The sequence below is a fragment of the Bacillus clarus genome (genome assembly GCF_000746925.1).
Taxonomy (GTDB): Bacteria; Bacillota; Bacilli; order Bacillales; family Bacillaceae_G; genus Bacillus_A; species Bacillus_A clarus.
In genome coordinates this window covers 1-12839 of record NZ_JMQC01000011.1, presented here as the reverse complement: position 1 = coordinate 12839, position 12839 = coordinate 1, and the positions used below count along the sequence as shown (strand labels likewise).

General features: G+C 32.4%; 14 protein-coding genes. 9 read left to right on the top strand and 5 right to left on the bottom strand.

Annotation, left to right across the window (positions count from 1 at the left end):
* Positions 1–174: 174 nt before the first annotated feature.
* The 4 genes from nheC to DJ93_RS28175 all read left to right on the top strand — a co-directional run bounded on the left by nheC (position 175) and on the right by DJ93_RS28175 (position 3301).
* A complete protein-coding gene (gene nheC, locus DJ93_RS28185) occupies positions 175–1260 on the top strand; it encodes a non-hemolytic enterotoxin subunit C (protein WP_042984820.1) in 1086 nt (361 codons plus the stop codon).
* 751 nt (positions 1261–2011) lie between these two features.
* On the top strand, positions 2012–2641 hold the full coding sequence (locus DJ93_RS28180) for a TetR/AcrR family transcriptional regulator (RefSeq protein WP_042984818.1): 630 nt from the start codon (positions 2012–2014) through the stop codon (positions 2639–2641).
* 28 nt (positions 2642–2669) lie between these two features.
* Positions 2670–2834, top strand: a complete 165-nt coding sequence (locus DJ93_RS31750) for a DUF2197 domain-containing protein (protein WP_080743760.1) — start codon at positions 2670–2672, stop codon at positions 2832–2834.
* 98 nt (positions 2835–2932) lie between these two features.
* A complete protein-coding gene (locus DJ93_RS28175) occupies positions 2933–3301 on the top strand; it encodes a DUF4180 domain-containing protein (protein WP_042984817.1) in 369 nt (122 codons plus the stop codon).
* A 344-nt stretch (positions 3302–3645) separates the two neighbouring features.
* Here the strand turns inward: DJ93_RS28175 and DJ93_RS28170 are convergent, their stop codons facing one another.
* The 3 genes from DJ93_RS28170 to DJ93_RS28160 form a co-directional block, all read right to left on the bottom strand.
* Entirely contained in the window at positions 3646–4068 is a 423-nt protein-coding gene (locus DJ93_RS28170) for a DUF3995 domain-containing protein (protein ID WP_042984815.1), read from the bottom strand.
* Between the two features lie 167 nt (positions 4069–4235).
* Positions 4236–4769, bottom strand: coding sequence for a TetR/AcrR family transcriptional regulator (locus DJ93_RS28165; protein WP_042984813.1), 534 nt, complete (start codon positions 4767–4769; stop codon positions 4236–4238).
* Between the two features lie 1125 nt (positions 4770–5894).
* A complete protein-coding gene (locus tag DJ93_RS28160) occupies positions 5895–6302 on the bottom strand; it encodes an Lrp/AsnC family transcriptional regulator (protein ID WP_042985106.1) in 408 nt (135 codons plus the stop codon).
* Positions 6303–6420: 118 nt separating this feature from the next.
* Between DJ93_RS28160 and DJ93_RS28155 the strand changes: the two genes are divergently transcribed.
* The gene (locus DJ93_RS28155) at positions 6421–7185 is read left to right on the top strand and encodes an MBL fold metallo-hydrolase (protein WP_042984811.1); all 765 of its coding nucleotides are present in this window, start codon (positions 6421–6423) and stop codon (positions 7183–7185) included.
* Between the two features lie 697 nt (positions 7186–7882).
* Here DJ93_RS28155 and DJ93_RS33465 read toward each other — a convergent pair.
* Complete coding sequence (locus tag DJ93_RS33465) at positions 7883–8044, bottom strand: hypothetical protein (RefSeq protein WP_196777069.1); 162 nt, start codon at positions 8042–8044, stop codon at positions 7883–7885.
* Positions 8045–8831: 787 nt separating this feature from the next.
* Between DJ93_RS33465 and DJ93_RS34525 the strand changes: the two genes are divergently transcribed.
* The 4 genes from DJ93_RS34525 to DJ93_RS34520 all read left to right on the top strand — a co-directional run bounded on the left by DJ93_RS34525 (position 8832) and on the right by DJ93_RS34520 (position 12445).
* Positions 8832–8963, top strand: coding sequence for a hypothetical protein (locus DJ93_RS34525; protein WP_259300262.1), 132 nt, complete (start codon positions 8832–8834; stop codon positions 8961–8963).
* A 370-nt stretch (positions 8964–9333) separates the two neighbouring features.
* Entirely contained in the window at positions 9334–11037 is a 1704-nt protein-coding gene (locus tag DJ93_RS28150) for a M4 family metallopeptidase (RefSeq protein WP_042984810.1), read from the top strand.
* A gap of 203 nt (positions 11038–11240) precedes the next feature.
* Positions 11241–12311, top strand: coding sequence for a response regulator aspartate phosphatase (locus tag DJ93_RS28145; protein WP_042984809.1), 1071 nt, complete (start codon positions 11241–11243; stop codon positions 12309–12311).
* A 5-nt stretch (positions 12312–12316) separates the two neighbouring features.
* The gene (locus DJ93_RS34520; RefSeq protein ID WP_259300264.1) at positions 12317–12445 is read left to right on the top strand and encodes a hypothetical protein; all 129 of its coding nucleotides are present in this window, start codon (positions 12317–12319) and stop codon (positions 12443–12445) included.
* Positions 12446–12501: 56 nt separating this feature from the next.
* Here the strand turns inward: DJ93_RS34520 and DJ93_RS28140 are convergent.
* Positions 12502–12839: phospholipase C (locus DJ93_RS28140; protein WP_042984807.1), on the bottom strand; the 338-nt coding region annotated here is incomplete at its 5' end.

The following is a 12839-nucleotide window of genomic DNA, read 5'->3' as shown; positions in this document are numbered from 1 at the left end:
GAAACTCAACTAGATATGAATTATAGAAGAGGATACTCCTATAAACTTTATTTAAATCTATATAGATTCAAACGGTACTTTGTTTACAAGAATTATAACGTGTTTGTAGTAAGTGATAAAACCTCATGAATTTCATAAGATCCGTGATGCATATGAAAGAGAAGGTGAAAAAAGATGAATAAAAAATTGTATATGAAAATCGCTTTATCAATGGCTATTACTGGTATGGCAACAAGTAGTGTAATGCCACTTCATACTTTTGCCGCAGAAAAAATAGGACAATCACAACAACAGGAAAGTAATAATAAATATTCTCTGGGTCCTGAGGGATTTAAAGAAGTAATAGGAAAAATGACAGCTAATACACTTGTCATGGATTCATATGCCCAAACACTTCTTCTTAAACAACAACAGACAGACCTGAGTGGAATCAGCTCTATCAATGGTGATTTAAGAGCGGGCATGATTAAGCATCAAAAAGATGCTCAAGCTAATGCATTATATTGGATAAATGATATAAACCCTCATATCATGAAAAACGCTCTAAGTATCGTGGATTATAATACGGTATTTCAATCACAATATGATAATTTACTAGTTGCTATAGATCAAAAGTCTAAAGAAAAATTACAACAAGAACTAAGAAATTTGCACCAGAATATTTCTGATAAGCAGCTAGCTGTGGATGATTTATTAGGAAAACTGAAAACATTTCGTAATGAACTGGTAGAAGATACAAATAGTTTTAAAGATAATTCCAATCGATTGACATCTATTTTAGAAAGTACAAACGCTGGGATTCCATTTTTACAGCAGCAAATTAATAATTATAATTATCTCATTAAGCAAAGTAACGATATGATTATTATGGGAGGAGTCTTCGTACTATTCACTTTTGGGGCTAGTATAGCAATGATTGCTACCGCTAAAAGCAATATTTCGTCTGCAGAGCAGGAAATACAAAAATTACAGTCTAGAATTTCGGGAGCACAGCAAGAAGTAGCTATTTTGACAGATGCTAAAAATAAAACTGTACATATGACTGAAACAATTGATACGGCTATTACTGCTCTTCAGAATATATCAAATCAGTGGCATACAATAGGAAGTAAATATAGTAAATTGTTGGACAATGTTGAAAAAATGAGTCCTGATGAATTTGCATTTATAAAAGAAGATTTGAATACAGCTAGGGATAGTTGGCAAGAAATTAAAAACTTTGTAGACGAATTATCTGCAGGTGCGGAAAAAACGAAGTAACAACAGTAACCTCTAGTTGTAGAGAATATACATTTAGATTTGCCTTTACAGGCTTTTCTTTACTTAGAAAAAACAGCAAACAAAAATAAAAGATTTTAAGAAAGAGAGACGAAAGGTTGTCTTCATCGCGGAACTGTCCCTACTTCAAAATTCGTTAGAATTTAAGTGGGGACAGTTCACATGTCCATCAACTTAAGACTTTAGATTTCACCCTAAATGAAAATTTTATAAATTTATTAGTACATACAAGTTTACAAAATTCCTTGTGAAAATTTTGACCATTAAAATATGGTCTTTTCGGGGGTCAGCCAAGATACGTGTAAAAATGGGTCATAGCATGTAGTTCATTTCCAATTCATGTGCTTTGTTGTAACAAGATGGTTTGAAATCAATAATGTTACGAATTATTTTTGATGCAGTATTTTGTTACAGCTAATCCAACAGTTAAGACATTTCATATTTTCAAATATAAACCGTAACAAAAATGATCGTTATTGTTACAATAAAAAATTTCATTACCTTGTTCTTTCCAAAAAATAAAAAAGAACGAATTTACTAATATTTGTAGATTCGCTTTAATAATTTGTCTCGAGGGCTTATAACTGCAATTACCATATATTTACATATGCCCCCGTATTTCGCTTTTGGTTGTCATACCTCGTTTTGAAAAAAGTTAAACCGTTTATAAAAAAGGTAAATTACAAAATGGTTTTTATTGTATTTTTTTGAACGGTTGTGCTAAAATGTAATCATGAGTACAAAAAATAAAACAAACAGTCAAAAAGAAATGTCATTTATTGAAAAAGCCCGTAGAGCTCAAATTATGGAATGTACAATTGAGACACTTGCTGAAGTAGGCTATGCCCAAGCCTCTTTAGGACAAATCGCTAAACGCGCAAAAATAAGTAAGGGGGTCATTTCTTATCACTTTACAAACAAAGAGGAACTTCTGGAGCAAGTTATAACTGATTATTATATAGCTTGCCAGTCCTTTATTTGTCCGCAAATTGAGGCTCAAACTACCCCAAAAGGAATGCTCCAGACGTATATTGAATCCAATCTGAAATTTATAGATGAACATCGAAAGCATGTATTCGCTGTTATAGAAATTGTTTCAAATGAAAGAACAGATGAGGGGAAACTTCGATTCGCAGCAGACTATGATGAAACCATTTTTCTTCCCATTGAAAATATTCTACGTTTAGGGATACAAGAAGGAGTGTTTCGAGATTTTTCCGAAATGTCTTTAAGGGTGATGACGTTAACAATCAGGCATGTCATAGACGGATTTAGCCTAGAGCTAATGAGAAATCCCAATCTTAACGTTAAAGATTATACTAAAGAACTTGTCACAATCTTTGAGCGGGCAACTCAAAAGTAACATATCACCCTGATGGGGGAGGGAGTACATGATATTTTATGAGGTTATTTGTTTTTGTTGTAAAAATGTATTTCGAGTATATGAAGGAACTGAGAAATATAAGCAATTCAAGAAAAATCCGGAAGGGAAATATTGCTGTGACGAATGCAGTCATAAAATAAGACTTGAAGCAATAAAACATTTTTTTAGATAGTGGTACTATCTACTACTCACTTTTGCTTTGTGAGAATTATATGAGAAGGTTTACCAATGAATGGTGAATATACGTATAAGCTAACTAGGAGGGTGATTATGAATATAGAGAAGGTAGAAGTAGATGGGGGAAATATTGCCGTCGTGAGAAGCAGTAAGATATTAATATGCGATGTTCAGTCAGCATTGGATCTTATGGCAACCGTACAATATGAAGCAGGATGCAATCACATCATTATAAACAAATCTCTACTAAGCGAAAGCTTTTTCGATTTGAAAACACGCTTTGCAGGCGAAGTCCTTCAGAAGTTCATCAATTATCGAGTGAAGGTTGCATTTATTGGAGATTTTTCTGCGTACTCAAGTCAAAGCTTAAAAGATTTCATCTATGAATGTAACATCGGAAACGATTTCTTTTTCTTACCAACCGAGCAACAAGCGATTGAAAAGTTAAGCACGTTGAAGTAGATGGTGGAAAGAGTATATTAAACCCCGTAGGTGCAGAGTAAAGTAAGTATTATACTAGACTAACCAGTTAATAAAAATAATAATCTTCCACAACCAATCATAATTGTGGAAGATTATTGTTTTTAAATGATTTTATTGTTGTTTATTTGGGGTAGCACCCCATGACCATCAAGCTAAGATTTTGAAGTTACCCCCAAAATGAAAATTTTCTTTCTCTACAGTTAGTTACTTTGAGAAGTCAGCTCTTTTTTTCGTTTTGGGGGGGGATTACTTTTCTTAAGTTGATGGCCATGTATGGTGACCCCCTGTATAAAATTTATTTTATAGGGAATTCATTATACTTATTAAAACAACAACATGATATAGACAAAGCCAAAGAATAAACATAATGGACTATAGAACCAAGTGTCGTATCTAGCAAACTGAGAATGTTTAATTTTTTTTAAAAATCCAACAAACTTAAAATCACCAATTGCCCTAATAATGAAAACTAAAGCACAGACAATACTTCCGATTTTAGATAAACGATTTGCTTGGAACCCCTGCAAATAACCTCCTTGAACAACAATAATGACACTAGCCAGTAGAATAAGAATGGCTACGAATAATGTTCCCCATATTCTCGGAGTAAAAGCAGGCTTATGTTCTCCCTCTTTTACTGGGAGAACAGCGGCAGAACCCCATCGACCTCCAAAAGCCCAATAAATATGCAAAAAACTGATAAACCACAGAAGCCCTACAGCTACTAATATTAATAGTAATTTCATTTATTCGCCCCCAATTTCGTAACTTCAAATAAAACATACACTACCGTATGTTATAGTGAAAATTTTGTCCCTTCAGGTTTTATAACCATATTAGGGACATTTATTATCGAATAATCCATTATGCCTCGGCATAATTCTGTGACATCCGCCGGAGGCTTTAACTTCTTTCAGCGGATGTTTGGACACCCGCTGAAAGAAGTTAAAAGCTCAACCATTTTATCAATATCAAAATTAGGATTTGCTTCAAACCTTGTCATCCATCCTACATACGTTAAATAGGCAAGTCTCGCTCGATCAATTGATTCAGTTTCGTCTATGCCCATTTTTTGATACAATTTTGCAACACAAGAAATTCTTTGTTCTTCCATATCTACTAAACGTGCTGCCACAACAGGATCATATTTAGCCCAAGTATAAATACCATTCTCAATTTTTTTATCTCGATTAAAACTAATCTGTAATAGCTGTTCTAAAGAGGCATCCTGTTGCTCCATACTTTGAACAATCAGCTTTGTTGCATGTACTTCCCAAAAGTCGAGCATAGAATCTAAAAGCTCTTGATGGTCACGAAAATAGTGATAGAAGCTTCCTTTGCTTATTTTTAGCAATCGAGCAAGTGCTTCAATGCGAACTTTATGTATCCCTTCATCAGCTAATTGTTGTAATCCTGCTTTTATCCAATCTTCCCTCGTTAATTGCATATCATCTCTCCAGTAAAATACGGTAGCGTATGTTTTACGTTAGATTACTACTATTCTCATTTTTTGTCAATTATTCATTCTGTTTATTTTTATGAACTTTAATGTTGTTGTTAATCATAATATTGATCGTCATCACCCTTGGTAAAATACAAGCACATACTAAAATTATTGACACATGTTTTTCGTTATTCTTCCCCTTTTCTCATTTCTTTGTGGGAAAATCCAAGGTTTTCAAGTTATCTTGTCCATAATCACAACAACTAAAATGTATTATCAAATAGATTTTCTGTTATGCCCAGTAAAATATCTTCCTCTGTAAATTCCAAAAAGATTTGGATGGTCCACAGCCTAAAACCCCTGAAGAAGCAGTTAGACTTACAAATGAAGCTAAACCAAGAGAAATTCCTTTATATGATGTTAATGGAGAGACTATTATTGGTAAGTTTATTGTAGGTGGATAGAAGTTGTTCTAGTATTGTACAGCTTCTATTTATATGAAAGAGAAAGTGTTATTAAAGTAACGTGGGCTTTGCTTCAATAAGGAGTAGAGCCTCTTTCTTCTTCAACTTACATAAGGAATTATTGTAACTGAACAGGACAAACTAAACCTAAATATAATTTAGGGTGATGATAGTGGATAAAAGTATTCCTCTTCTACTTCTTTTACTTTATATTCTTTCAAGTTATTGCCTCCAAACAGAATGTATGTTTCAAGAATGTACGTTCTGTTTTGCTGCGATATTTAATCACTGTAAATATTTACATTAAAAGGGTTGTTGTGGTAGTCAATGAGGTCGTTTAGAGGTCTAACAAACAAAAAAGTACACCACTATATAAGTGATGTACAAATTATTTAATATAATGTGTGACATTAAAGACAACTTCTTGATATTACTGTTTTATAATACATTCACTTGTCTTTAATTTTACAGAGTAATAACGGGGTTAAAAAAGTTATTTGATTTTTGATGTGAAATACTTTACTGTACTTAAAAAGATAATAATAAAGTCGGTTAAATCTAAAAGTTTATATATTTGCGCCCTGTTCTTAAAAAAATTACTTATACTAGCTGGTATAATTCAATAACTTAAATATAAAAATCATCAAAAATTTTTTGGTTAATATTATTTAATCACTATGGATAATTTATAATTAGCATGTTGGTTTAGTTTGGTTAAAAATCCATCTAGTACTTCATTAGAAGAAAACTTACACTCTAGAAGATAACAACCTTCACCACTAATTTTAAAGTTATTTATAATATATTCATGTTGTGTTTTTATAAAAGATAAATAGGGCTGATGTTGAACGTTTTTTGTATATATATTTATAAACGTATGTACAGGGTAGCCTAATTTTCGTTTATTTAATTTAATCGTATAACCTTCTATGACACCGTTCTCTTCTAACTTTATTACTCTAGATGACGTTGCTTGCCCTGTCAAATGAACTTTTCCTCCTAATTCTTTCATCGACATACGACCATTCTTCGATAATTCTCTTAATATTTTTTTATCTGTATCATCTAACATCGTTTCAAATCCTTTCATATTTCAAGTCAAACCATCTAAAAACTTGATTTTGAGCATGTAAAATTATCTACTTCGTATTTTATACTATTAGTAAATCTTGCAAAAGGAGGAGCACTTCATGAATATCAGGCTTATACGAAATGCAACGCTAGTTTTACATTATGCTGACAGGAAGTTTCTAATCGATCCTTTTTTAGCTGAAAAAGGATCGATTCCACCGTTTCCTAATACACCAAATCAAAATATGCCAAACCCTCTGGTTAGCTTACCAATTTCTATAGAAGAAATTATTCAGGTTGATGCTGTTATCATTACACACTTACACCCTGACCATTTTGACCAGATTGCTAAAGAGGTTTTACTTAAAGATATAAAAATCTATGCACAAAATGAAAAAGACGTGGAATCAATTAAAAAAGAAGGTTTTCAGAACGTTGAAGCATTAACTCATGCCATTAATATTGGTAGTATTACCCTAACTAGAACCGATGGAAAACACGGTACAGGGGACATAGGACATCTTATGGGGGAAGTTTCAGGTGTTGTATTTAATCATCCAAATGAAAAAACACTCTATATAGCAGGAGATACAATATGGTGCAGCGACGTTCAAAAGGTGATTAAAACTCATAATCCAGAAGTAATTGTTGTAAATGGAGGGGGTGCACAATTTCTTCAAGGGAATCCTGTAATTATGACTAAAGAAGATATTTATCAAACATATATGGAAGCTCAACATTCAACTATCATCGTTGCTCATATGGAAGCTGTCAATCATTGCTTACTAACTAGAAAAGAATTAAAAGCTTTCATCAATAAAAAAGGACTTTCCAACAATATTTTAGTACCATCTGATGGTGAAGTATCTCACTTTCTAATATAAATACCTATACGCTTTCTTTATCGAGCAATCAATCAGCGAAAACTTGAAGAAACACAGAAGTAAAAAACTTCGTGTTTCTTTTTTAAAAGCACATCCTGTTATTCAAAAAACAGAGTAATAGTAAGCTTAGTAGTAAATAGAGCGGCCATACGTTCGACTTTTTATAAAGATGCTGATGGTAACGGGGCTACTATAAATATACCTGCAAGTAAAAATCCAGTTAAAATTTTCAATTTCATTGGAGATGCTAATGATTCTATTTCTTCTGTTCGTACACATGCTCATGGAGATTATACGATTATATATGAAGATTTTGACGGGAACGGTCGAGCGCTTGGACTAGCAAACACGGGAGCTCTGTATAATTTAAGTAGCTCTATGGGCGATGGAGAAAGAATATGGAATGACGAAGTTTCCTCTGCTACTGTAAAATCAAATTAGAACCAAACAGAGCGTAATTGCATATTTAGTAAATAGAAAAAGGCTTGAAAACCTACAATTCAAGCCTTTTTAATTCTACTTAAAAATCCCCCAAAGTAAATTAAAATGCTTTATTAACGCTATGCATGAGTCTAACCCAATTTAGATCTATTGCATTATCTATTGGTTAAACCGCACTATGTCTACTTGTTATACATGTTCACCAATTTAATATTCTGGAGTTATTTATGCAAAAAATTTCTCTATTCGTCCTTAACTAAAGCTTGTTGCTGCGTTTTTTGATGAGTCTATTTTCATTTCTGTTTGCTAGCCTTTGATCTGATTCTTGTATTTGTTCTTGGTCCTTACTAGGAGTATTGAGTGCATCTAAAGGGATGTTGTTGATTTGATGATTTCGTAGCTCTTTTTTATCCATCATATATAGCTCCTTCTCTGGTTTTATTTTATATACAATGTAACTATTAATGGATATTTTATATCTTAAGACCGATTTATATACGAGGGATATTGAAAAATCACTTAACTATAGTGGGTCTTTAAACAGAATAAAAAATCCTTCATTTGCTAAAAGCAAACAACTGCGCTGTAATATATGGCAAGTCAGTGAGAAGAAGTATATTTTTTCATTTTAAGAATATGATTTTCCTTAGCTTGATGGTGATGTGTTATGCCCACTAATATGGAATTCAAAATGGTAGGTTTGAAATTATTAGAAGGAGCACTATCGTTAGTGTTAAATTTCTGAATATTATAAACTGTGTTGAAAAACTTCAATATCGCTTTTTTTCGACATAATTAGACAGTTATAATTTATTTAAGATTGATCAATCAAGAAATTAAGTGAAATGAAAATCAAAAAAATAATAGCTAATGTTTTATTAACAACAGGATTCGTTTTACTAGTTATGGCACTATATGAAGAAAACCATAGAAAGGAAAACGTATAGGTGATTTTTGATTTAATATTTGAGCACTAATAAAAAACGTTAGTAAGCGTGATATCTTCTTTTTGTAAACTCCCCAAAATGTGTATCTTTCTAATTCAGGAGTGACACACATCATCAGTCGCAAATAACAAATAATAGACAATTAATTTTAATTTTATAAAAAATGTTGATAAAATGCACTCTTCTATTTTTTCGACATAATCATGTAAAATGTTTTATCTTTATATAGTATTTTATTGATTGCGCGAGGTGAAAAACATGCAAAGTAAAGAAGAAATGATAGCGTTTTCGTTAACGGCAGGATTAATTATACCTGCTGTGGCATTATGTGGTGAAGATCATGAAGAGGAAAAAGGACATGTTATTTCTGATCTACCATTTGAATATTAATAGGGGGATCCCTAGTGCTATCAAATGAATGAAAATAAGAGAATTTCTAACTACATCAAAAAGAGAATATTTCGGTTCTATAGTAAAATTTTTAAATTAAAAGAATTGTCGAATAATATGAAACGGTTAATAATTTCTGTAATTCATTGTGTGTTGAAAAAACGAAGTCTTTCTTAAGACTTCGTTTTTTTTGTATAGAGCATGAATGGCATTAATTCTTTATCTTGCTGTTGATTTAAAATATCGACCTTAAATTATGTAATTTTGCATAATGTTACATAAATTCGGTATTTTCTCTTTTTTTTGACAAGAATAGACAGTATACTTTTTACAAGTTTAATATTTCAGAAAATTACGCGAGGTGGAAAACATGAAAAATAAAAAAACATTAGCTACAGTTGCATTAACAACAGGATTAGCTTTAACAGCTGTAACACCATATGGAGTCGGTCATGCAGAGGAAACAGATCAACTACAAGTTCAAATTCAGGAGGATTCGTTCCGTACAGGTGAACTTACACAACCATCACAAAAGGCACCAGAGAATGTAGTAAAAGATGCTCTTAAGGAGAAGGCAGAGCAAGCTTTGTCTCCAAAACAAGTGAATGGAGAAACGGGAGTAGATTATAAGGTTCTTCAAAAACGTGGTTCTTATGATGGAACTACACTTGTGCGTATGCAACAAACATATGAAGGAAAAGAAGTATATGGGCATCAATTGACTGCACACGTAGATAAAAAGGGTGTTATTAAAAGTGTTTCAGGAGATAGCGCGCAAAATTTAAAACAAGAAGATTTAAAGAAGCCTATTAATCTATCACAAGAAGAAGCGAAACAATATATTTATACGAAGTACGGGAATGATATCAAGTTTATTTCTGAGCCAGAAGTAAAGGAAGTTATTTTTGTTGATGAAAATAATGGACAAGCCAGCAATGCATACCAAGTTACATTTGCTGCTGCAACACCAAACTATGTATCTGGAACTTATTTAGTGAATGCTCATAATGGTGATATGTTAAAAAATATGGTGCAAGAATCAGGTTTAAAAGCAAGTGAAAAGCTTGTTGGGGCCTTAAAGGAAAGTAGAAAAAGCAACCTTACATCATTAACTGGGACAGGAAAAGATGATTTAGGTATATCTCGTACATTTGGTATTTCTAAACAAAGTGATGGAAAATATGCGCTTGCTGATTACACAAGAGGGCAAGGAATTGAAACGTATGATGTAAATTACAGAGATATTACGAAAGAGGAAAGATATTACCCTGGTAAACTAGCAACTAGTACTTCAACAACATTTAATGATTCAAAGGCGGTAAGTGCTCATTACTTAGCAACAAAGGTATACGATTTTTATAAAGATAAATACAAACGTAATAGTTTTGATAATAAGGGACAAAAAGTAGTTTCAGTTGTACATGCTTGGGATTCTGAAGATACAAATGATCCGAAAAATTGGCAGAATGCATTAAGTGCTGATAATGGTAGTATGCTTGTATACGGAGATCCTATTGTAAAGGCATTTGACGTAGCGGGACATGAATTTACACATGCGGTTACATCTAGTGAATCAAATCTTGAATATTCCGGAGAATCTGGTGCGATTAACGAGGCGTTATCTGATATTATGGGAACAGCTATTGAGAAATACATAAATAATGGGAAGTTTAACTGGACAATGGGAGAACAAACTGGATCAGTGTTCCGTGATATGGAAAATCCATCTTCAGTTCCTTCTTCAGCTGGAGTACCGTATCCAGATGATTATAGTGAATTTAACAATTTTAATGGATGGGATAATGGAGGCGTTCATTTCAACTCAAGTATTATTAATAAAGCTGCGTATTTAATTGCAAAAGGTGGAACTCATAACGGCGTAACTGTAAAAGGTATTGGCGAGGATAAAATGTTTGATATTTTCCATTATGCAAATACTGACGAATTAAACATGACTTCTGATTTCTCTGAATTGAGATCGGCATGCATTCGAGTTGCAACAAATAAGTATGGGGCGAACTCAGCTGAAGTTCAAGCAGTTCAAAAGGCTTTTGAAGCAACGAAAATTAAGTAAGCGAGAAATATAGTTCTTATCCGTATTGATGAACTCAGCGCATAATGGTTGTATAAGCAGGAAATAGGCCCTGTTCTGCCATTGTTTCGACAACATTATGGGAAGTTAGATAGTACCTTAGGTATTATCTAACTTTTTATGAAATAAAATGTCGAAAAATTTGTTTTTTATGATAATATTATTATAATAGGATGAGGAATATTATGGATACACATATAATAGCAAAAGAAGAAATAATAACATTATTAAGCAGTTGGTATAATGCAATTATTTCTCAACATATAATAAAAGCTAAACACTTGAAAGAAGAAATTGATAGAAATATTTATAATATTGAAGAGGACTCTAATATCTCTATCTATTATTCACTACTTAACTTTAGATATAATTTATTGGTTTGTGATATAGATGGTTCTAAAGATTGTTTAGAAAAGATTGCTCCATTTCCAGAGCAAACCGAAACATTTTTGAAGTATTATTATCATTTCTTCAAAGCTATTTATGCAATTTCAGTTGGAAATCATAACGAAGCTAAAGAACAATATGAGAAGGCTGAAAAACTTTTAGCAACTATTCCAGATGAATTAGAAAAGGCTGAATTTGATTACATGTTTGCAGTATTCCATTATCAATCCTTAAACCCGTTGTTGGCTGCTAAATATGCTAATAAGGCAAAAGAGGTATTTTCGAAGCATACAGGCTATGAAATGAAAGTTGCTTCCTGTCAAAACACCATAGGACTTGCTTGCACTAAACTTAGGCTGTATGAAATTGCGGAGGAAAATTTCATTTTAGCTCTTAGAATATTTAAAAAATATAGTGAGGAACAACTAATAGCTAAAGTGAAACATAATTTAGGATTATTATATGCTGATCAAAGCCTTTCAGAGTTAGCGATTAAGTATTTAAAAGATTCTATAAAAAATAACCCTAAAACTATGTTTTTATTAGCAAGGGAGTATTATAAGTTAGGAGAAAATCTTCTTGCTGCAGATCTAATTGAGCAAGGATATAATCTTACAAAACTTAAAGAATATAAGTGCCATTTTGCTATCTTAAGAGAACTGAATAAGGAAGCAGAGATTGAGGAACTAGAGAAAGTTATTATGACAGGAATATATTTCTTCAAGAAAGAAAATCTATGGGGTCATGTAAAAGAATATGCTTCAATTCTTGGAAATAAATTCTATGATCTCAACAAATATGAACAAGCCAGTAGATATCTTCACATTGCCCTAGATGCTGACAAAAAAGATTTGGAGAAGGGAGCATAAAATTAATGAAAAAAGTACTTTTAACTGTAATGATTTTTACAGGGATTTTATCTTTTGGTGTTGCTAATCAATCTATTGAAAAGCAACCAGCTAAAGCTAAACTACTTTGTTTAGATCATGGAGAAACTATCTAATTGAAAAAAGAGAGTGCCTTTTTTGAAAAAGGGACTCTCTTTTCGTATTTATTTTATTATTTATGATTCACATACGTATCAAACCATAAGTGGATATATCCAGCTGTAATACGTTGTGCTTCCATTAAACGCTTTCCAGTCACCGGTGTTACTTCAGCACGCCATTTATCAGCAGCGTCTTGTGATATAGCGGCATCTAGAAACCACTTTTTCGTCTTATCATTAACAATTAATGGGAAATCAGCTTTTGCTCCAACTGCAGAAGCATGAACCCAATCTTCTGGATTTACACTTTTCCAGTTCCAATAGCCATTTCCATCTTTTACTTTATAATTGTCTTTCACAGTATCGACGAAATTTTCATATTTTGAGTGTAAGGCAACTGGAAGCGAAA